Below are 21,490 nucleotides of genomic sequence, written 5' to 3'. Positions count from 1 at the left end.
TCTATGGGCTGAAATTCAAAAATCCGCGGTTTAGGCGGGTCAGTATAAACAATGTTAGGCTTCAAGGATATTCCATTGACCAAAAAGGTAATTCATATCATCAATGACATTGAGCGACCATTCATGATCCGTTGGTCTAACAGCCATGATGTGCAACAAATTCACGATTGGTTACAAGAAGAGGAAGCGTTGGAAGTTCACGGTAATTTCCTCTGCAATTGGAACCTAACCCGACAGTGCCATGAAGAAGGCAGGCTGCTGGTTCTGATTGATGAAATTAAAGGCATTCCGGTCGCTTATCAGTGGGGCCAGTTGCTGAGTTCGGGCATCCTCCAAGTTCGTAATGGTTGGAGGGGCAACGGTCTTGGGCGGCTCGTTGTTGAACATTGTGTCGAGCTTGCTTTGCAACAGGATGAGATGGTTTTGCAAGTCGAGTGTAAACCTTCTTCCTCTATTCCGTTTTGGGAAGCAATGGGCTTCACGATTGTTGAGGGCGAATTCGGAAAAAACGCCAAGGGCTTCAGAGTCTTGTCCAAGAATCTAGCGCTACCGCCTGGCGGAAGACCAATATTAGCGACGATTAGCTCGTTTCCCGAGGAAAGAAATTGGCAAGATAATGTTCCAGCTATAGCCAGCTATCACCTCAACGCCATCGTTGCCGATGATGGAAAGGTCTATTTGGCTGAGCGTGCATCGTTTCCGAAGTGCTTTCGCCGCATGAGCCGCGATCCAGTCATAGAAATCATAGTGGAGGGTAAGTTGGTCTACAGGGATAAGGCCAAGTACCAGGGTGCTCAAGATCACGGCGTGAAGTGGTGCCGCAATGGTTTCTACATCGATGTAGTCACAATATAAGGGCACCTCTAAAAAGGGTGATCTGAAATATTCCCGGTTTTGTATTTCAACGAAACAGGGCCATTCTGCCCTGCAAAGCAGTTGTTTATTGACAGTATTGTCCCTGTAAACAGCTTTTCAGCCGCGACAGGGCGTAGTTATCCCCAGAGAAAGACGTTGTGCACTTTTTTGTTGAGCTGCGTGCAGCGCATCAGGTTGTAGGTCAGGTTTGTCAGACCGATCTTCGCAACGGCCCGCACAGAGCCGATCGTTCTGACATACATCGCTTTCATCGAGTTGGTCATGAATCCAAACACATGCTCGACTCGCGCACGGCTCTTTGATTTCACCCGATTCGAGGCTTTTTGCTCTTCGGTCAGCGGATGGCCTTTCGTTCCTTTTTCGTGGACTTCATTGGTCATTTCACACTCGTCGATAATAGCTTGCTGTCCGACATAGGCGCTGTCGCCGTACAGCGGCTGGCCCATATCTTGTTTTTCGAGCAGCGCTTCCAGCTCTTGGGAATCGTGCTTGCAGGCGGGCGTTACCATCCAGTTGTTGATGAGTTTGGTGCCTTTATCGACCTTGACATGGTTTTCTTCAACCACCGGGCATCGACATCTTTCTGGCGCAGCTTGTTGGGCTTCTGTTTCCAGGCTTCCGGCGTCTGGCCCTGCTTGATCTGAGCGTTTTGGTCGCGGCTGTTGCGCTGGCGCGGCACCTCGACAATGCTGGCATCGACCAGTTGTCCGTTTCGAGCAAAGATACACTGCTCATCGAGCGCCTGATTGAAGCGGAAAAACAACGCCTCGATAAGTTCTTCCTGAATAAGGGTTTCCCGGAATTTCCAGATGGTTTTGCTGTCCGGAACCTTGTCGCTCGCTTTCAGGCCAAGGAATCGCTTGAAGCTCAAACGGTCGGTGATCTGGTACTCCATCTGGTCGTCGGAAAGGTTGTACAGGCTCTGGAGAATGAGGAGTTTGAACATCATCAACCGGTCGAACGGTGGGCGACCCATGTTCTTGCGATTGGCTGGCTTGCTGAAAGCTACTTCGAGAATGGGAGCAAAAAGTTGCCAGTCGATATGCGCTTCAAGTTTGACGAGCGGATCCTTGAGTTTGGTGAGGCGTTCGAGCAGAAAATGCTCATCAAAAAAGCCAGGCGGGTTGATGTTTTTCATAGCAGCGCAGTCGGGTTGATAGGTACTACGTCAACATACGGATATTTCAAGACTTATATCGCAGCTACGTCAATATATTTCAACGCTTTATATTATTGCCGACTTTTTAGAGGTGGCCTAAAGAGTATGACATTTGATTTCTTTGGAAGTGGAAAACACAAGATCGAAATGGAGGCGCTACTCGCGACGAAAGATGCAATCTTTCTGGATGTGAGATCGCGCCAAGAAGTGGAGTCGCTTCAGATTAGGTTGGAACATCACATTCGGGTGCTGTGGATTCCGATTAATGAGATTCCGGATCGTTATGCTGAGATACCCCGTGACAAGACTATCGGCATTTTTTGCTCTGCTGGCACAAGATCTACCATCGTATATCTGTATATCTACGCTCCCTCGGTTACGAACATGTGCGAATTGCCCCCAGCAATTACGATGCAATTACCAGTCAGCTTATGCCGGGAAAATTGCACAAGGCAATTCAGCAATCACAGAACTCTCATCAATCGGGAGACAAAACACGATGAACACCTTCTTGATTGTCGCCATCATTTTTGCTCTCACGGTAGTCATGATCATGAGCGGACGTGGCGGCGGCAACTTTTATGTTGCGACGCTTGTTCTTTTGGGCGTTCAGATGCATACGGCTTCCACAACCAGCCAGTTCATTTTGCTGGCTAGTGCGTTAGTGGGGGCAATCGTCTTCGGTAAAGCAAGAGTGATGTCATGGCCGCTAGCCATTTTCTTTGGCAGTCTGAATGCGACGATGGCCTTCGTCGGAGGATTCATGGCGCACTCGTTCACGGGCACGCTGTTGAAGTTTATTTTATCCTTACTGTTGTTTGTTGCTGGCGTTGCAATGCTGTTTCCCGAAAAACAGGCCCGCAAGGTGGCCATTTCTCGCTTCGGGTATTGGAATATCCAAGAAGGCGACAACCTGTATGTCATCAATTTGTGGGTGGCAGTGCCATTGACCATGGCTACCGGTTTTTTCTCTGGAATGGTGGGAATTTCAGGGGGATCATTTCTGATCCCATTAATGGTTGTTGGATGTGGCGTACCGGTGCGCACGGCTGTCGGTACCGCCACAGCCATGCTGGCGGCAACAGCATTGACGGGATTTGCCGGCAACGCATTGCACGGAGGTTTTGACCCGGAACTGGCGATTCCATGTGGGGCAGCGGCAGTAGTAGGAGGGCTGATTGGTAGCAAAATCGCGCTAAAAACAAAGCCGAAAAGTCTGAAAATCATTTCCGGTGTTCTTACGATCGTAGCCGCCATTGCTATGTTGGCGAATGCAGTTTCAGGCAAGTGACGTGCCGTCATGCAAACGTGCATCAGGATATGGGTTGCCTAACAACAGCTTGCAGCCGACGCGCTCCGCTACGCCCCTGAACCCAATCGTTAGGCGCCATCCATGAAAAAACTTCTCATTGATTCATGGATGGCGCCTAACGCCCAGCATCAGCGGCGGGCCGCGCAGCGGAATGTTGTCCGCCGCAAACGGTTGTTAGCCTCCCGCTCGCGCTCCCTCGCCTTGCATCAGGATGTCCCGTATCTCGCCGGGATGCTGCGCCACCGCCCACCGCCAACGGCCGAAACCGCCGTGGGCGGTGACAGCCTGCGTCCATTCGTCCAGATAGCGGCGTTTCACGCGGTCCTGCTCGGTGTCTTGCCCCTTCGTTTCCAGCACGAGCATCTCACCGTCGGCCAGCCGCACCAGAAAGTCGGGCCGGTACTTGCGCACGACGCCGCGATAGACATACAGGATCTCGAAGCCCAGGTGGTCGTTCTTCACCCAGGTCGCCACCGCATCGCTGTTGTCGAGCGCGAAGGCGTCCGCCGCCTCCCAGGTGCTGTCGTAGACGCAGACGTTGATGTGCGACTTGCGCGTTCGTTCGCACGGCTTGCCGGTGTACCAGGTGCGCATCTCGTCAGTGGAACGGATCGGATGGTCGCGGTCGAAGACTGGCGTCAGACGCTCGGTGTTCTCCTGCCGCACCGCCTCCCAGACGTGCTGCACTACTCGCGACATGTTGAGCGTGATGATCAGCCGGCGACGGAGCTCGTCCTGGTAGAAAAGCGGGGGAGAGATCGCAATCTTGTCGGAGCGGATGAACTCCTCGACGATCCGCACCAACTGCGCCAGCAGCACCTCGCGGCTGCCCTGCCAGGTGTGCTTCATCTGGTCGAACACGTCGCGCGCCGTCTCGAAGATGATGCGCTGGGTGCGAAACTGCCGCGCCAGGCTTTCCAGCTCGATGCGCTCGATCTTGGTCACATCCGGCTTGCCTTCGAGCACCGGCGCCAGCTCGGCCACCTGGGCGGTCTGCGCCGCGTCCAGTTCCAAAACCCGTGCCTTCGACCAGTCCAGCGTCAGCGTGGGCTGGAACACGCGCTCGATGCGCACCACGTTCGGCCAACGGATCTCGAACTGCGCCTTGGACGGGTCCGGTTCGACCGCCGTCTTGGGTGTCGGGGGCGGCGGCGGGCCGTCTTCGCCCCCCTCGTGTGGCAGGAAGGTGAACGGCACGCCGAAGATGTTGACGTACTCCGGCTCGAACAGCCCCGTCTCCGGGTTCACCTCGTAGGAGGTGCGCCGCAGGCCCCGCCCCACCACCTGCTCGCACAGAAGCTGCGACGTGAAGGCGCGCAGCCCCATGATGTGGGTCACCGTCTTCGCGTCCCAGCCCTCGCTCAACATGCCGACCGAGATGACCTTTTGAATCTTCTCGCCGGGCTGGCCAGCCTTGCCGACCGTGTCCACGGTGCGCCGCAGCAGTTCCGCTTGCTGGGCCTTGGTCAGTTTTCTGGCAACTGGAGCAGCGGCTTCCTCCTCCGCGTCGCCGTCGTCTTCGGGCGCCACCACGGCGGCGGCCGGCTCTTCCTGCGCCTCCGCGTCGTCGAGCACCTTCGAGTCGATGTGCAGTACCCGCTCCGGATCGCACAGCTCGTCGATGTGGATTCGCCTGGTATCGAAGGCGTGCTTCACGCGCGCCGCGGTCTCGGTGCGGTTGCAGACCGTGATCATCACCGGCGGGGTGGCAAGCCCCGCCTTCTGCCATGTCTTCCACGTTTCGCGCCAGTCGTAGCCGAGCAGGTAGAAGGCATTGAGCACCAGGTCGGGCAGCGGCTCTTCCGGCTGCGCCCGCCGGTTGAGGTCGTCCTTCACGTCCGGATCGTTGTAGATGTGGTACAGCCTCGACTTGTAGGTTTTCGCGTCGGGCACGGCGTCGTCGCGCACCACCACACGTGGGGTCTTGACCAGGCCCGATTCGATGGCGTCGTTCAGGCCGAAGTCGCTCACAATCCAGCCGAAGAGCGCCTCTTCGCTGCTCTTCTTGCCCGACGGCGTGAAGGGCGTGGCGGAGAAGTCGTAGCAAGTAAGGATGCCGCGCGAGCGGTTGAGCCGGTCGAGGCCACCGATCCAGACGGTCGCCTCTTCGGCGCTGTCTTTCAGGTCGCGGGCGCGCAGGTACTTGCCCTCGGCCTCCCAGTTGACGCGCCAGGCATGGTGCGCCTCGTCGTTGATAATCAGGATGTTCCGGGCATTGGCCATCTCACCGAGCACCTCCCGCGTATAGGCTTCGTCGCTCTTTGCCCCGCGTTTGTCCACGCTCTTGCGCTTCTTGAGCTGCTCTTCGCTCTCCCAGGCCAGCGCGTGCCAATTGCGCACCAGCACCTTACCCTGCCGCAGCTTGTCGAGCATGCTCGATGGCACAATGTTGAAGGCTTCGTAGTAGTTGCCAGCGCCCGCCGGCTCCAGCACCGCCAGCCGGCTCTTCACCGTCAGCCCGGGCGCAATCACCAGCACGTTCTTGGAAAAGCGTGCGTCCTGCGGGTTGGCGACCTTGTTGAGGATGTGCCAGGCGATCGTCATCGCCATCACGATGGTCTTGCCCGAGCCGGTGGCCATCTTGCAGCACTGGCGGACGAAATCTCCGCCGTCGCTTGGAATCTCTATGCCCACGCGCTCGGCGGCGGGCGCCTCCATGAGCCAGATCAGCGTCTCCACCGCCTCCAACTGGCAGAAAAAGAAGCGCCGCGTCTCGAACTCCTCCGGGTCGCGCCAGTGCTCCAGCAGGCGCTTGGTGATGCCGGTGACGCCCGCATAGCCCGCCTCGCGCCACGCCTTCACGCGCGGGCGGATCTGGTTGACCAGCGGAATCTCGACGAAGATGCCGGGGTCGTCAAAGGCGCGAGAATCGCTGGAGGCCACCACGTAGCCTGCCGGGCGACGGCCCTCCACGAGATCGAAGGTCCGCGTCTCGCGGTCGTAGCGCCAATGACGCGCCGGCTCCTCGTAGGGCGAGTTGATAATGAGGCGGTCAATGGTGGTGCGTGCCATTACTCCACCTCCATCACCTTCAGGCTCTCGATGCCGCGGTCGTCCACGATCTTGACGGCAATGCGCTTGTGCGCACCCGGCGCGAAGGGCAGTGACACCGTGCCGCGGTAGGCTTCGATCAATGCCTCGTCGATCTCGGCCTTGAGGTTCTTCGCCAGCCGCGCCCAGCCGTCTTTCTCACCGGTCATCGGGAAGAAGACCTGACGCGGATAGAGGCTGCGGCTGTCGTAGTCGGTATCGAGCAGCCAGACGGCGATCTTGTCTTCGCCGCCCGATTCAACGCCGCCGTTCTTGGTGTTGTAGTAGTCGAAGCCGTGAACCTCGACCACGTATCGACCATCTTTTTCTTTGCGCACCTCGACGTCCGGCTGGCCGATAAGCCAGAAGGACTCGTTGGTGGCGCGTTTTTTCTTCAAGTCGTCGGTCAGGAGGTCGGCGTTCATCTGGACTTTGAGGAACTGCATACCCGCCAGCTCGGGCTTCATCTCGTCGATGTCCTTGGCCGCCTCCGGATCGAACTGGAAGGCCGCGAAGACCAGCAGTTTCGGTTTCGGATCTAGCATGCGGGCTTCTTCCCAGGCCTGCTGCACTTGGCGCTGTTCCAGCGGCGCGTGATCAGGGCCAAACGAAACCACCACGCGCATCGGACTGTAAGCCGGGCCGGTCTCGCGAATCCGGTCGGCCCCTTCGTCGCTGGGGCGGGTCTCGCCGTCGGCGTGCAGCCAGCGGCAGCCGGGGAGAGGCTCCAGGCGCGCAAAGCGGATGTGCTGGCCGGCCTTGCCGCGGATGCCGGCGCGCAGCAGCTCGTCGCGCCATTCCCCCTGACGCAGGGTCTCGCCGGAGCGGGCGATGGAGGCGTCGGCCCATAACTCCCTCTCCCCCTGGGAGAGGGCTGGGGTGAGGGAAACAAGGGCATCATATATCGCCTGTAAGACGCCTTCGGTATTCTGTAACACGTCGTTGTTCCAAAAGCGGAGAATCCGAATACCCTTTCCTTCGAGGAAGGCCTCCCGCTTGGCATCTCGTGCTCGCTCGTCTGGTTCGTTGTGCTGCCCGCCGTCGAGTTCCACGGCAAGGCGAGCTTCGTGGCAGTAGAAATCTACAACGTACGGTTCAACCGGGTGCTGGCGGCGGAACTTCAAGCCCGCCAGACGGCGATCCCTCAACAAGAACCAAAGCAGTTGCTCGGCATCGGTTTGCTCCTTGCGAAGCTGACGAGCAAACTCGAGGAATTCTGGATCGAGCGGTTTTTTACCCTCACCCGGCCTACGGCCACCCTCTCCCGGAAGGAGAGGGTTTTCTTCGCCCCCTCTCCCTTTGAGAGAGGGTTGGGGTGAGGAGAGAATCTCATCCACTGATTTGACCGCCGGGGCGGGGACGGCTTCCACTGTGAAAGGCCCCGTGACGCGTGTCTTCTTCTTGTCCACAAAGGGCTGGTCGTAGAGCGTCTCCTGCGGCGCGTGGCGGGCGATGGCGGCGTCGATCGCTTCCTGGCGCTGGCGGCGTAACTGCCACCAGTCCGCGAGCAAGGCTTTGGCCTTCTCCGGCCATCCGGCGTCCGGCTCGCGCGGGATTTGCCATTCTTCAAAACCCTCACCCGGCCTACGGCCACCCTCTCCCGGAAGGAGAGGGTTTTCTTCGCGCCCTCTCCCTTTGGCTTCTTCCTCTTTACTCCCTCTCCCTTTGGGAGAGGGCTGGGGTGAGGGAAATAGCAAGGCGTTCAACTGCGCGCGGATGGGCTCGAGTTTCGCCTGCCAGCGGGCGTAGATGCCGTCGATCTCCGGGTTGTTGGCGATGGATTTGAGCGTCACGTGCGGGACGGTCTTGTACTTGAAGCCGTTCCAGACGCCCATTGTGCCCTCACCCGGCCTTCGGCCACCCTCTCCCGCAGGGAGAGGGTTTTCTTCACCCCCTCTCCCACTGGGAGAGGGGTGGGGTGAGGGATAAGCCAGCTCGTAGTAGTCGAACACCGCGGTCATCAGGCGCTGGCGGGCGAGCGTGAGCGCCACGCGCGAGGTGTCGCAGGTGATCCAGCGCCGGCCCCACTGCTCCGCGACATACGCCGTGGTGCCGCTGCCGCAGGTGGGATCGAAGACCAGGTCGCCGGGGTCGGTGGTCATGAGGAGGCAGCGCTGAAGAATTTTTACAGATGTTTGGACAGCATACAGCTTATCTTCCAGGAAAGGAGCAAAAACCACGTCGTCCCAGATATTACCAATTAGCTGACACGGCCAATCGCTATTGAACCTTTTGTATCTCAATGTGGAGCCTGATACAACAAGCCTTCCTGACCTCGCGAGGTTTGTTAGCCCTTCGATACTTGTTGACCAATACCTGCTGCCGGGGCTGAACACCTGCCCTTCATGCTCAAAAGGTGTTCGATGATACTCGTGTGAAGAAGTCAAATCGCTGGTCACGAATTCATTGCCATTGTATTCGCCCTCCGAAAGCCAATACAGCTGATTGTACTTGGATCGGTCCCGATCCTTCGAGAACCAAATCAGGTAGTCAGCTACCCCTGACAGGAACTTATCTGGCTGCGGTGACCTCTTTTTTATCGTGATTACTCTTTGGAAATTCCTCGCCCCAAACACCTCATCCATCAACTCCCGCACGTGATGGACGTTCTCGTCTGAAATCTGCACAAAGATACTGCCGCTCTCGGTCAGCAGTTCCCGCGCCAGCAGCAGCCGGTCGCGCAGGTAAGTGAGGTAGGAATGGATGCCCAGCTCCCAGGTGTCGCGGAAGGCGCGGATCTGCTCCGGCTCGGCGGTCAGATCCTCATCCTTGCCGTCTTTCACGTCGCGCTTGTTGACGAAGGGCTGGAAGTTGGAGCCGTACTTGATGCCGTAGGGCGGGTCGATGTAGATCATCTGCACCTTGCCCGCCATGCCCTCCTTTTCCAGCAACGAGTTCATCACGAGCAGGGAATCGCCCGCGATCAGGCGGTTCGACCAGCCGTGGGCGTGCCGGTAGAACTCGACCGCTTCGCGCAGGGGTTCTTTGCGCTCTTCTTCGAAGAGTGGGAGTTGCGCCATGCCCTCACCCTGTCTCCCTCTCCCCGTGGGAGAGGGATGGGGTGAGGGGCGCTTGCGCACCGCCTCGATGATCGTGCGCGGATCGATGCGCTCGTGCACGTGCAGCGAGACGGTGGGCACCTCAAATGAGGTGTGCTCGGCCTTGCCCGTCCAGACGAGCTGCGGGTCGAGGTGCGGGTCGTAGGCGTAGGTCTTTTTCTTCTGCCCGGCGTCCGGGTCGGTGTCGGGCGTTACCAGCCCCACCGGCGGGTTGTTGACGCGCTCTTTGTCCCGATGCTCGTATGACTCGATCGGGCGCTTGCTCTCGGTCTTGTTCTTTCGTGCCATCAAGCCCTTCCTGTCTGTTTCCTCATGCGCTGGTTCGGGAGGCTAACATTGTTTATACTGATCCGCCTAAACTGCGGATTTTTGAATTTCAATCCATAGAAGACGCAATCGAAAAACCATTGCAAATACTGCTAAACACTTTATTTTTAATTACTTAAACCTTGCATTGCGTTTTATTTTTGCTTCTTATGCGGATCGGCATAAGAACACGGCTCACAGCCCATCGACTGACCCACTCCAAAACCGAGACCGAGAATACACCTGCACATCAATCGCCTCAAAAAGTAGCCCAAAATCCTCGACGAAACAACCATAATCATCCGCCCGATACTCTCGCTCGACATAACCCCCTCGTGCCATTCCGCCCACTTTTTCATTTGCATCTTCCACTATTCATCGTATATTTACGATGAACTAAACGGGAAGCACATGCAGAGAACCCTGTCCGACATCAGCTACACCACCGATGAAGTCACGCTTGCGGTCATTGCCAAGGCGCTCGGTCATCCGGTGCGGATTAAAATTCTGCGGTTGCTTGCCGGCGAGGCCTGCTGTTTTACGGGTGAACTGACCAGCCTTATTCCAATGGCGCAGTCCACCATTTCGCAGCATCTGAAGGCGCTGCTCGAAGCGGGGTTAATCCAGGGCGAAATCAATCCGCCGAAGGTGAAGTACTGCATCCATCGCGAAAACTGGGCGAAGGCACAAGCGCTGTTCGGGGAGTTCTTCGCCTGCGAAAAAAGCGGCGGGTGCAACTGTTGAGAACGGAATTTGTTAACAAGAAAGACACTTCTATAAATCGTTTATTTACGATAAACTCAAAACAACAGAACAATGAAAAAGATCAAAATTCTCGGCACAGGATGCGCCAAATGCAACCAGCTCACCGATGCGGTCAAGGCCGTCATCGCTGCTGAAAACATCGAGGCCGAGGTGCAGAAGGTCGAAGACATGCAGCAGATCGTGTCGTATGGCGTGATGTCAACGCCCGGCCTCGTGGTGGATGGCAAGGTTGTTTGCAGCGGACGCATCCCGTCCGGCGACGAGCTGCGCGAGATGCTCACCGCCGCACCGAAACCCTCCTGCTGCTGCGGCGACTACGCCAATGGTACGGACCGACCGAACGGAACCTGCTGAAACTATGCAACAGCACGATCGGCAAAGCTCCGCAGCCCCGGCCTGGATCGCCGGGGTGGCGGCGGCGGTAGCGCTCTGGGTTCCGCTCTACCTCAACCTCGAAGCGGGCGCGGACCTGCTCGTCGCAGCGCTCGGCCTGAGCCGCGCCACCCCGCTTGGCGAGGCGCTCCATTTCTTCATCTACGAAGCGCCGAAGGTGCTGATGCTCCTGACGGCGGTGGTCTTCGTGATGGGGGTGGTGCACACCTTCATTTCGCCTGAACGGACGCGGGCCATGCTGTCGGGCAGGCGGGTCGGCGTCGGCAACGCGATGGCCGCCACGCTCGGCATCGTGACACCCTTCTGCTCCTGCTCGGCGGTGCCGCTCTTCATCGGCTTTTTGCAGGCGGGCGTGCCGCTCGGCGTCACCTTCTCGTTCCTTATCTCCGCACCGATGGTCAACGAGGTGGCGCTCGCGCTGCTTTTCGGCATGTTCGGCTGGAAGGTCGCGCTGCTCTATCTCTCGATGGGGCTTCTGGTTGCAGTGATTTCGGGGATGGTGATCGGCAAGCTCGGGCTTGAGCGCTTTCTCGAAGAGTGGGTACGGCAACTCCAGAACAGCGCGGTGTCGTCCGAATTTTCCGCCGAAGCCGTGAGCTGGCCGGAGCGGATTCGCGAAGGCCTCCGCCACGTGCGAGAGATCGTTGGCAAGGTGTGGCTCTTCATCGTGCTCGGCGTCGGACTCGGCGCGGGCATCCACGGCTACGTGCCGCAAAACTTCATGGCCTCGCTGATGGGCAACCAGGTCTGGTGGTCGGTGCCCGCCGCCGTCTTGATCGGCGTGCCAATGTACTCGAACGCAGCCGGAATCATTCCCGTTGTGCAGGCGCTGCTCGGCAAAGGCGCAGCGCTCGGTACGGTACTGGCATTCATGATGAGCGTCATCGCCCTCTCCGCGCCGGAGATGCTCATTTTACGCAAGGTGCTCCGCCCGCAGCTCATCGCGGTTTTCGCCGGAGTGGTAGCCACGGGCATCATGCTGGTCGGTTTCGTGTTCAATGCGATTTTCTGATCCGCAAAAACCTATAAGTCATGAAAAAATCGATACTTGTTCTCTGCACTGGCAACTCCTGCCGCAGCCAGATGGCGGAGGGATTCCTTCGTTCGTTCGATTCCGAACTCGACGTGTTCTCTGCAGGCACGGTTCCGGCAAGCGAGGTGCATCCGCTGGCCGTTCAGGTGATGCGGGAAAAAGGGATCGACCTCAGCGCCAATCGCCCGAAAAAAGTGGACGAATTTCTCACCAAGCCGTTCGATTACGTCGTGACGGTCTGCGATAGCGCCAAGGAGAGCTGCCCGCTCTTTACCGGCCAGGTCAAGCACCGCCAGCACATCGGCTTCGACGATCCGGCGGCGGCCACCGGCAGCAGCGAAGAGGTGCTCGCCGAGTTCCGCCGGGTACGCGACGAGATCGAGCAGGAGTTTGGGAAATTTTATCGTGAAACCATCCGGGGAGAAAAACCATGAGTATCTCGACAAAACAGCTCTCTTTCCTTGACCGTTATTTGACGCTCTGGATTTTTCTCGCGATGGGCATCGGCGTGCTCTCCGGCTTTCTCTACCCGCAGATCGCCGGATTCTGGAACCAGTTCCAGTCCGGCACGACCAACATTCCCATCGCCATCGGCCTGATCGTCATGATGTATCCGCCGCTCGCCAAAGTGAAGTACGAGGAGCTGGGCGATGTGTTCCGCAACACGAAGTTGCTGGGCCTGTCGCTCCTGCAGAACTGGGTGATCGGGCCGGTGTTGATGTTTGCGCTCGCTGTGACGTTTCTCTCCGACATGCCGCACTACATGGCCGGTCTCATCATGATCGGGCTGGCGCGGTGCATCGCAATGGTGATCGTCTGGAACGAACTGGCCAAGGGCGACACGGAGTACGCCGCCGGTCTCGTGGCGTTCAACTCGGTGTTCCAGGTGCTCTTCTTTTCGGTCTATGCGTGGCTCTTTCTGACCGTGCTGCCGGAGAAACTCGGCATGACATCCTTCCACGTCAAGATCACCATCGGCGAGATCGCCCGTTCGGTCTTCATCTACCTCGGCATTCCATTCATCGCCGGATTTCTGACGCGCTTCGTGATGCTCCGGGTCAAAAGCCGTGAGTGGTACGAGCGGGAGTTTATTCCAAAAATCAGCCCGCTGACGCTGGTGGCGCTGCTCTTCACGATTGTGGTGATGTTCTCGCTCAAGGGCGAATACATCGTCAAAATTCCGATGGATGTGCTGCGCATCGCCATTCCGTTGCTGCTCTATTTTGTCATTATGTTCTTGGTGTCGTTCTGGCTGGGCAAAAAGATCGGCGCGGACTACTCGAAATCGGCCACGCTTTCCTTCACAGCGGCGAGCAACAACTTCGAGCTGGCCATCGCCGTGGCAGTCGCCGTCTTCAGAATCGACTCCGGCGAGGCCTTCGCCGCCGTCATCGGCCCGCTTGTCGAAGTGCCCGCGCTCATCACACTGGTGAACGTCTCACTCTGGTTCAGGGAAAAATGGTTCCGCGTTATTGACAACGCATAACTGCTTTTTTCGGCTTTAAACAAAACTGACAAAAATGGAAAAACAAGCTGTCCGAGAGTCTGGCCCGGCCTGCTCGGCAGCCGCCGTTATTTCTGGCCATTACCTGACCCCGTTGAGAAAACCGGCACAAGAGACGAACAGCTTGCCCTGTTCCGCGAAATTCGCGATGAACTTCGCGAAAAATTGCAGGAGTGGGTAAAAAGCGTCGAGTGATCTCTCCCGTCTGCCGAAACGCCACTTCCCTCTCCGTGGCGATTTAACCAGCCCGATTTCCGCGGGAAAACAGGAAAAAACAAAGGGGCTTGCTATATTTCGGGAAAAATCGCCGACACAGGCACTGGGCTTCGGCTTGCCGATGCATCGGAATTGAAATGAACCCCATACAAACCCGAAACCACATGAACAGACCAACTGCTCGCACCTTGTCTGCAGCAATGATTTTGCTTTCAGCAGGCCTTGTCATCGGCGGTTGCAGCCCCACGGTGAAGGTGGAGGCGCCGGACAAGCCGATCACGATCAACATGAACATCAAGATCGACCACGAAATCAGGATCAGGGTCGATCGCGACATCGACAACGCTATCGGTAAAAGAACGGACATTTTCTAATCAGGGAGGATCACCATGCACATGATAACAACATATCGTCTCGCGACGCTGGCCAAAACCTTCGTCCTCTTCTTCACCATTCTTGCGGCATCGGCGGCCTCCGCCTTTGCGCTCGACCTCGAAACAGCCAGAGCAAAGGGGCTTGTCGGCGAGGTTGACAACGGCTACATCGCCATTCCGCCCGGAGCGGGCACCGAGGCTCAACAGCTGGTTGAAACCGTGAACAAGCAGCGCCTGGCTGTTTATTCAGAGATTGCCGCCAAGAATGGCATTTCGGTCGAAGTGACCGGTCAGCGCACCTTCGAGAAGCGCTATCCCAGCTTCCCCGCCGGCACCTGGGTAAAGATAAAGGGCGTATGGTCCAAAAAGTAAGCGATCTCTTGTGAAGTGGCTTCTGCGTATCATCGGAACACTCCTGCTGCTCACGATCCTTGCTGTTTGCGGAGCGTGGCTGGCATTTCCCTGGTATGCCCAGTCGCTCATTGACCGCTTGACAGCCGGTAAAGGCATCACCGTGAAACTGCACAGACCCGGGCGACCGGGTCTGTCAGGTATCGGTTTCGGGCAGCTCGACGCCACGATTCGCATCAAACCGGACTCTTGCGTAACGACCCCCTCGGCCTTCACGCTCAAGCTTCTGAACGGCCGGCTCTCTTGGAAACACATCACCGGAAGCGCAACGCCAACGTTCAGAATGCAGCTCGACGCTGACTCCGTCGAGGTTCTGCAGACCCCTTCGGAGATCCGCTTCCGGCAAGCAAATCCCCGACTTCGGGCGCGCCTTGATTTGCTGCCCTCCGGCGGTCTGCTGCCCTCCATTGCTCCCGATTCAATCGCCGTTGCGGTCAGGCACGGGCAGGCCGAGGCCGGGCAACTGCACATCGAAGATATTTCATACGACGTGCTGCTCACCCGCTCGAACAAATGGGTACAGCAACCGGCGCTGTTCAGAGCTGAATCACTGTTTTCAGGCAGTACCAAAACACCGCTTTCTGGCTTTGAGGCAACATTCGGTTTGCAACGCCATCCCAGCAAACCTTGCACCCTGACCTTCAGCAACTGCTCGCTGCAACTCTCCGGCATTAAAGCCTCAACTCCCAAAATCGAGTTCAACCTGCGGAACAAGCGCATGGCCTTCGTACTGAAGATCGGCAACGTGCCACTCGATCGGTTCTCGCCCGATTCCGGGCCGGCCAGCCTCACGGGCAAACTCAGCGGTTCGATTCCGGTCGAATACCTCGACTCCACGATCCGGATTAGCGACGGCACCATCGATGCCGCAAAAGGCACGGCGTTCGCATTCAAGACAGATGGTACGAAAATCTCTTTCGATGCCGGACGCAAACCCGGCGGACCGCCACTCATCGAGAACCTCAACGCCAGAGTGACGCTCGATGCCACAAATGGCACGGTGTCGGTAATCCGCCTCGACTCGCTTTCGGCAAGGCTCTTCGGCAGCCGGATCGCATCGACGCCTGCGCGCTATGACCTCAAATCGGGAGCGACTGCGGCCACCATCAGCATTGACAAGGCTTCGATCCTCGACCGCATCCGGCTGACCGGAGAGTTCAGCGGCGGGATGAACGGTCGGCTTTCAGGCACGATCCCCGTCCGGATCGACCGTAACGGCATTGCAATCTCCAAGGCCAGACTCACTGCACAAGGCAGCAGCTCGATCCGGCAGAAACTGCCCAAACAGTCATCCGGCGCAGACGAGCTGTTCTCGAAAACGGCAGGCCGCGAAGTGCTTTGGGAGATCACCGATCCGTCCATCACGCTGAACCGGGAAACAAAGGGTACGCTGACGGTGAACGCCACGCTCAAGAGCCTCAAGCGCAAGACCGGCAGTGGAGAACTGCTTCTCACGTCGCCAAAAGGCTCGCTCACGCTGTTCGCCTACCCCGGTAAACCTTCGCTGGTCACTGTGTCAGACTTTTCGGCGGGCCTCCTCGACGGCACGGTCGCGGTCAACCACATGGACTACGACCTCAAATCGAAGCACACCGAAACCCTCGTGCAGCTCAACGGCATCCCGATCCAGTCGCTGCTCGACCTGCAAGGAGCTTCAAAGCTCTCCGCTACCGGTACCATTCGCGGTGCCATTCCGGTGGTGCTCGACAACAACCTCTTCAGCATTCCCGAAGGCCGCATGGATGCAGAGAAGAACGGTCTCATCATCTATGCAAGCACCCCGGAAGAGCGCGCCGCCGCCGGAGCCGGAATGCGCCTCACCTACGAAGCGCTCGGCAATTTCTTCTACTCCGAGCTGGTTTCCAACATCGTCATGACCCCCGACGGCAACTCAACGATTTCGATTCAGCTCAAAGGCCGCAACCCCGACTTCCAGAACAACCGCCCGGTAAACCTGAACCTCAACATCCAGCAAAACCTGCTCGACCTCTTCCGAAGCCTCACGCTCTCATCGGACATCGAAGAAGCGATCTCGAAGAAAGTTCTGGAGAATAGCGGGGGGAAGAAGAAAAAGAAATAAGAAGCGGTTACCGCGTTATGTGGGGTTTATTCCAAAATCTCTCTATCCGCGATGCAGTCGGTTGAAGGATCAATGAAGCTGACGAGAAGATTTTCGTTGCTTTCGCCACTATTTTCACCTGATGCAAAAGAGCTGTCAGCTCACCTGAAAGTGTAGATGTGTTTTACAAAAAAAACGGGACCCAACAAGTAGAGAATACAATGTCGCTTGACAATAACAAGGGAAAAGCCTCGCACGCTACTCGCCAGATTCTTGAGAAATATCTGACACTACGCTCCTTTCGCAAAGGGCAGCTTCTCTGGAGTGAGGGGGATACCGACGGCCTGCTGGTTTTTCTTAAGTCCGGGCGAGTCAAAATATACCGTTTGCTGCCTATGGGAAAGGCAATAACCCTCTATATCTTCGGCAAGGGCTCTGTGTTCGGATTCATGCCGTTTTTCGACGACGCCCCTTACCCTGCGTACGCCCAGGCGCTGGATGACTGCGAGGCGGATGTCATTTCCCGCTCGGGACTACGCCAGGCAGTGCATCAAGATCCGGAAGTGGCAATCGTCCTCATGAAACAGCTGGCTCAACGTCTTCGTGATGCCTTTGATACGATTGAGCGGCTTCAGAGCAAAGGAGCCAATCCCAAAGTGGCAGCGGCTCTGATGGCCTTGATGGATGACTCGCCTAATATCGCCGGTCGGCCGCTATTCATCACATTACCGGTTGCCTCCCATGAGTTCGCCCAGTCACTGGGTCTGACACCGGAGACTCTTTCGCGGTCGATCACACACCTCGTCGAAAAAAACATTCTCAAGCGTTTGCAGAGGAATCGATTTCAGATACTGGATTTAGAAGCTCTTGAGAAAGTGGCAGAAAGTGCTCTGCGGTGAGGCAATCAGGCGCTTCGTTGCGCGCGGTCAATGGCATCCGATGTCTTCATCAATACTGATTGTCCCCACGATACGAGGGGCTGAGAGAAGACGAGAGATCCAATGAGTCATCACCACCAGACCAAGAACCTCGGCCTGTCAATTGTCATCAACGCGTTCATTTTCATGGTGATTCACCAACTCTTGCAACCGATCGTAATCAATGTTCAGCCCAAGCCGAAGCATACCCCAGGCACAAGAATTGTCCACTGTTCCATACCAGGACGACCATTATGCACATCGGCTTTTCCGTCTCCATTTTTCCGATCTGGCCGAACTTCTGCAAGGATAGAAAAGACTCGCTCGCGCAGCTCGATGTTAGTGCAGATACCTTGGAGACCACGCAACAGTTTTGAAATATCATCACGTGATTTCGTATTAAATGTTATGGCCGATATATCGATCTGACCAAACACCATTTGGGGATTAAGAACGGTGCGCATGACAAAGCATAAGCGATCCTGAGCAAATAGCCACCACAGGCTTATCTTTCAGCACCTTCCTTCCGTTCAACTGTCACAGCCACAAGCACTTGTTTCAAAAGAACCTCTTATTGACAGTGGTCAATGATTTGTTGTCCCTTTCTGCCTATAATAGCTTCATGTAAGACAGAATGAAAACTGAGATAACACTCTTGAAAGGAGAAACAGTCATGGTAGAACCAAAAGAATTCCTCAAAGCGGGGCAGGCCTTCCACGGCCACAAATGTCCGGCCATGCCGATGGGCCTCAGAGTCGGCGCAGCGGCGATGAACAAACTGGGCGTCGAGCGCTCAAAAGACGGCCAGTTGCTGGACCTGGTTGAGTTGGGCGATGGCCACTGTGCTACCTGCTTTGCCGACGGCATCCAAATGATTACTGGATGCACATTCGGCAAGGGCAACATCAAGAAGCTCCACTATGGCAAATGGGGCGTGACGCTTATTGATACCCAGACCGGGCGAGCAGTTCGTGTTACGCCAAAAGCGGAAGCGATGCTCGCCAACAAGAAGAGTGAATTCTTTACCGAGTACAGGATGAAGCACATCCCGGCCTCGAAAGTCCCGGCCGAGGTGGTGGAACCCCTCGTCGAAAAAGTAATGAATGCTCCGGACGATATGCTTCTGAATATTGGTGATGTATTCGATTATGAAGTACCGCCAAAAGTCGAATCGTTCTCCGGGTTCGTTTGCGACATATGCGGCGAAATGGTGGTTGAGGGCTACGGTCGGCCGCTTGATGACAAGAAAGTCTGTCAACCCTGCTATGAGAAGGCGCAGAGAGAGCACTGATGCTCTCTCTGTCAAATCCATGCTCTAAACTGGAAAGGAAGACATTATGGGATTAGAAATACTCGCCGGCATCATAACACTGATCTTCACGGCTCTTCTCACGATTGCCGGAGTTGGCGCCGCCTTTATATTGATCCCGGTTTTCATCGCCATAGGCATCGATATACACACGTCAATGGCGACGGCCCTGTTGCTCAACAGTATCGCTATGATTTTTGCCTCTTATCGGTTTATAAAAAAGAAACTGATACTGTGGAAGGTGGCGATTCCGATTCTTATTATCGCCACGGCATTATCGCCTTTGGGTGCCTATGTTAGCCAGGGATTGGATCGTACAGTCCTGTTGTGGCTATTCGTCGGATTTCTCCTCTTTGCCGCAGGGATGATGCTGTTTTATCAACCCAAGCAGCATGAGCAAGCCAGCTCACAGTGGAAACACATCACGCTGGGGCTTGGTGTCGGCGCATTCGCTGGATTCCTGGGCGGACTATTGGGAGTCGGGGCGGAAATTTCATAGTGCCTGTGCTGGTCTGGCTCGGGTTCAACCCAAAGTATGCTTCGGCGACAGCGTCGTTTATCGTAATTTTCTCGTCATTCTCCGGATTTCTCGGTCACGCGACGGTCGGCAGCATTAATACCGCATTATTAGCCTTTACTGCCATCGGGTCCGCCGGCGGAGCGCTGATCGGATCCTGGTTAATGACAGACAGGCTTAACAGAGAACAGGTGAAATTGATAATCGGCGTGGTCTTGCTGGGTATCGCGGCCAAGATGATCTGGAATCTGATAGCTTGAGGCAAAGAACATGAACAGAAAGCGGAACAGAGGACAAAAAGACATGGTTTTCCTCCTTGTTACATGAGAGGAAACTATAACCGTTTACACACGGTATCTTACAGACCCTTTGACAGATGTTTATTGCTTATCTGAATTTTTTACTTCCTCTCCCGCAGCCTTAACCAATCGATCCCGTATCGCCCGTCCGATCCCCTTTTCCGGCGGCAGTTCGCAATAAATTGTTCGAATCCCTTCTGCATCGCACGTCCTGAAAAATCCGAACAGCACGCGGGCGTATTCGTCCATGTCGCGGCATTGGAGAGATTTTGCGGCTCCGGCGGGCGGAGCGGCAAGGCCGATCCATGCAGCGTGCAAGTCTGTCTGCAGGTTTGATGGTGGAGATTCGACGAGGATGATTTCGGCTTCGGGGCTGTAGTGGCGGTATTTCTGGCCGGGGCTTTTCGGGGCTTCGCCCGGCTTGCAGGCGGTCGCTATTTCGATGTCGGGCACCAACTCGCGGAGCAATTCGATGCTGACGGCTCCGGTGCGCAACAGGCGCGGCGGGTTGACCGAGCAGTCAACGATGGTCGATTCAAGGCCGATGGTGCTTGGTTCGCCGCGCAAAAGGCAGGCGATTTTGCCGCCGAGGTCGTGGTAGACGGTTTTCCAGTCGGTCGGGCTTGGGCGTCCTGAAACGTTGGCTGACGGCGCGGCGACCGGGTGTTTGCAGTGGCGCAGAAACTCCGAGGCGATTGGGTGCGACGGGCAGCGCACGCCGATGGTCGGCAGACCGGCGGAGACAATCTCCGGCACGGCGGCGCGCTTTTTTAGCACCAGCGTCAGCGGGCCGGGGAAAAAGCGCTCGACGAGTATCTTTGCCGTCTCACCGATCTCCGCCGCCACCTCGCCAATTTGCTCCGGCGTCGCTACGTGCACGATCAGTGGGTTGTCCGAAGGCCGTCCTTTCGCCTTGAAAATTTTCGCCACAGCGTCCGGATTAAAGGCGTCGGCTCCGAGACCGTAAACAGTTTCGGTCGGAAATGCGACCGTTTCGCTACGATTGAGCCAGCTTGCGGCCTCTTCAGGCCGGTCAGTCACGAGGGTCTGCATCGATGAGGGGTGCGGTCAGTGTGCGAGCGCCTTCAGCGCTTCGGGGAAAAACCAGGTGTAGCAGCAGAGGCCCGCGATGGCTCCGGCCAGCGGCACGCTGAAATTGTCGTCGATCCTGAAAACGCCGATCTTCAGCACCAGCGCCTCGGTGATGGTGCCGGTGATTGCCATGACGATCGCTGCCGGAAAGATCATGCCGGGGATGGACAGGACGACGGGCAGGGCGCTCACGAAAAACGCCAGGCTTCCCTCGAAGCTTTTCTGGCCGAAGCGGTGCCGTCCAAATCGCTTGCCAACCAGTGCTGCCACCGTGTCCGACACCGACACCATCGCGAAAGCTGCAACGGCAATCGTTTTCGGGAAAAAGGCGATCAGGGCGAATGCCGCGAGGGTGATCCAGGTCGCGCCGTTCAGATGCAGGCGCTCCCGGTTCAGCTCGTGATGCCGCAGCATGGTGCCGAAGGTCGAATGGTACCAGGTCGAAAGGAATGGCACGAAGTGCTTGGCAACATCCACCAGAAAAAATCCCGCCGTCACCGGAGTGAGGATCAGGAGTGCCTGCTTTTTGCCGATGTGCCAGTAAATCAGTGGAATCAGCAGGGACGAGAGGTGGATCGCCTTGCGCGCGAACTCGTAACGGAAATCGAGATGGTCGGAATCCGTTTCGACTTTTGCGGTTTTAAACATTCGATCCATTACGCGTAGTGTCCTGACGTGTTACTCATCATGCAGCCGGTAAAAAATGACGTGCTGAATATACACCGAAAATTCCGGATGTGGAAAAGAGAGCAGGCCAATCGAGGGCGCGAGAAATTCGTCCATGAACACCTGGCTGAAGGGGGTTCGTTTTTTGGTGAAATCGCTTATTTTATTCACAGAAGTTTCCGTTATCAGGTTC

The 21,490-nt window shown here is 56.6% G+C and carries 17 protein-coding genes and 3 pseudogenes; 13 read left to right on the top strand and 7 right to left on the bottom strand.

Annotated elements, in window-relative coordinates:
- The first annotated feature begins 51 nt into the window (after positions 1-51).
- Positions 52-855, top strand: a complete 804-nt coding sequence (locus AYT24_RS07820) for a GNAT family N-acetyltransferase (protein ID WP_010933394.1) — start codon at positions 52-54, stop codon at positions 853-855.
- Between the two features lie 137 nt (positions 856-992).
- Here the strand turns inward: AYT24_RS07820 and AYT24_RS07815 are convergent.
- A pseudogene (locus AYT24_RS07815) lies at positions 993-2,014 on the bottom strand (IS5 family transposase).
- Positions 2,015-2,534: 520 nt separating this feature from the next.
- Here AYT24_RS07815 and AYT24_RS07810 point away from each other — a divergent pair.
- The gene (locus AYT24_RS07810; protein WP_010933393.1) at positions 2,535-3,326 is read left to right on the top strand and encodes a sulfite exporter TauE/SafE family protein; all 792 of its coding nucleotides are present in this window, start codon (positions 2,535-2,537) and stop codon (positions 3,324-3,326) included.
- Positions 3,327-3,521: 195 nt separating this feature from the next.
- Here the strand turns inward: AYT24_RS07810 and AYT24_RS07805 are convergent, their stop codons facing one another.
- A complete protein-coding gene (locus tag AYT24_RS07805; RefSeq protein WP_010933392.1) occupies positions 3,522-6,359 on the bottom strand; it encodes a BPTD_3080 family restriction endonuclease in 2,838 nt (945 codons plus the stop codon).
- The gene (locus tag AYT24_RS07800; RefSeq protein WP_164927078.1) at positions 6,359-9,724 is read right to left on the bottom strand and encodes a DUF559 domain-containing protein; all 3,366 of its coding nucleotides are present in this window, start codon (positions 9,722-9,724) and stop codon (positions 6,359-6,361) included. The genes AYT24_RS07805 and AYT24_RS07800 overlap by 1 nt, the downstream gene beginning before the upstream one ends.
- Positions 9,725-10,153: 429 nt before the next feature.
- On the opposite strand from AYT24_RS07800, the gene AYT24_RS07795 reads away from it, so the two are divergent.
- From AYT24_RS07795 to AYT24_RS07755, 9 genes are all read left to right on the top strand, one after another.
- Positions 10,154-10,486, top strand: coding sequence for an ArsR/SmtB family transcription factor (locus tag AYT24_RS07795; protein WP_010933390.1), 333 nt, complete (start codon positions 10,154-10,156; stop codon positions 10,484-10,486).
- Between the two features lie 72 nt (positions 10,487-10,558).
- On the top strand, positions 10,559-10,861 hold the full coding sequence (locus AYT24_RS07790; protein ID WP_010933389.1) for a thioredoxin family protein: 303 nt from the start codon (positions 10,559-10,561) through the stop codon (positions 10,859-10,861).
- A gap of 4 nt (positions 10,862-10,865) precedes the next feature.
- Positions 10,866-11,912, top strand: coding sequence for a permease (locus AYT24_RS07785; RefSeq protein ID WP_010933388.1), 1,047 nt, complete (start codon positions 10,866-10,868; stop codon positions 11,910-11,912).
- A 20-nt stretch (positions 11,913-11,932) separates the two neighbouring features.
- Entirely contained in the window at positions 11,933-12,367 is a 435-nt protein-coding gene (locus tag AYT24_RS07780) for an arsenate reductase ArsC (protein WP_010933387.1), read from the top strand.
- Positions 12,364-13,419, top strand: coding sequence for an ACR3 family arsenite efflux transporter (gene arsB, locus AYT24_RS07775; protein ID WP_010933386.1), 1,056 nt, complete (start codon positions 12,364-12,366; stop codon positions 13,417-13,419). The genes AYT24_RS07780 and arsB overlap by 4 nt, the downstream gene beginning before the upstream one ends.
- A 398-nt stretch (positions 13,420-13,817) precedes the next feature.
- The gene (locus tag AYT24_RS07770) at positions 13,818-14,027 is read left to right on the top strand and encodes a YnbE family lipoprotein (RefSeq protein ID WP_164927077.1); all 210 of its coding nucleotides are present in this window, start codon (positions 13,818-13,820) and stop codon (positions 14,025-14,027) included.
- 21 nt (positions 14,028-14,048) lie between these two features.
- Positions 14,049-14,399 carry a YdbL family protein gene (locus AYT24_RS07765; RefSeq protein WP_226986793.1) on the top strand — a complete coding sequence of 117 codons (351 nt, stop codon included), beginning with the start codon at positions 14,049-14,051 and terminating at the stop codon, positions 14,397-14,399.
- 10 nt (positions 14,400-14,409) lie between these two features.
- Positions 14,410-16,518 (top strand): intermembrane phospholipid transport protein YdbH family protein, encoded by a 2,109-nt coding sequence (locus tag AYT24_RS07760; protein ID WP_010933383.1) that lies wholly within the window; start codon positions 14,410-14,412, stop codon positions 16,516-16,518.
- Between the two features lie 200 nt (positions 16,519-16,718).
- Positions 16,719-17,396 carry a Crp/Fnr family transcriptional regulator gene (locus tag AYT24_RS07755; protein WP_010933381.1) on the top strand — a complete coding sequence of 226 codons (678 nt, stop codon included), beginning with the start codon at positions 16,719-16,721 and terminating at the stop codon, positions 17,394-17,396.
- A 153-nt stretch (positions 17,397-17,549) separates the two neighbouring features.
- On the opposite strand, the pseudogene AYT24_RS07750 reads toward AYT24_RS07755, so the two are convergent.
- Positions 17,550-17,878: pseudogene (locus AYT24_RS07750) on the bottom strand (ISNCY family transposase); the annotation flags it as partial.
- A 209-nt stretch (positions 17,879-18,087) separates the two neighbouring features.
- Here AYT24_RS07750 and AYT24_RS07745 point away from each other — a divergent pair.
- Together AYT24_RS07745 and AYT24_RS10765 are read left to right on the top strand one after the other, a co-directional pair.
- On the top strand, positions 18,088-18,705 hold the full coding sequence (locus tag AYT24_RS07745) for an FmdE family protein (RefSeq protein ID WP_164927076.1): 618 nt from the start codon (positions 18,088-18,090) through the stop codon (positions 18,703-18,705).
- A gap of 46 nt (positions 18,706-18,751) precedes the next feature.
- Positions 18,752-19,500 (top strand): annotated as a pseudogene (locus AYT24_RS10765) (sulfite exporter TauE/SafE family protein).
- Between the two features lie 120 nt (positions 19,501-19,620).
- Here AYT24_RS10765 and AYT24_RS07735 read toward each other — a convergent pair.
- Genes AYT24_RS07735 through AYT24_RS07725 form a run of 3 tightly spaced genes read right to left on the bottom strand, consistent with a single transcriptional unit; the run spans position 19,621 to position 21,468 of the window.
- A complete protein-coding gene (locus tag AYT24_RS07735; RefSeq protein ID WP_010933378.1) occupies positions 19,621-20,592 on the bottom strand; it encodes an L-threonylcarbamoyladenylate synthase in 972 nt (323 codons plus the stop codon).
- A 15-nt stretch (positions 20,593-20,607) separates the two neighbouring features.
- The gene (locus AYT24_RS07730; RefSeq protein ID WP_010933377.1) at positions 20,608-21,288 is read right to left on the bottom strand and encodes a diacylglycerol/polyprenol kinase family protein; all 681 of its coding nucleotides are present in this window, start codon (positions 21,286-21,288) and stop codon (positions 20,608-20,610) included.
- Positions 21,289-21,309: 21 nt separating this feature from the next.
- The gene (locus tag AYT24_RS07725; protein WP_164927075.1) at positions 21,310-21,468 is read right to left on the bottom strand and encodes a hypothetical protein; all 159 of its coding nucleotides are present in this window, start codon (positions 21,466-21,468) and stop codon (positions 21,310-21,312) included.
- Between the last annotated feature and the right edge of the window lie 22 nt (positions 21,469-21,490).

The organism is Chlorobaculum tepidum TLS (assembly GCF_000006985.1).
Taxonomy (GTDB): Bacteria; Bacteroidota; Chlorobiia; order Chlorobiales; family Chlorobiaceae; genus Chlorobaculum; species Chlorobaculum tepidum.
The sequence above is the reverse complement of the archived record's forward strand: the minus strand, read 5'-3'. Positions and strand labels throughout refer to the sequence as shown.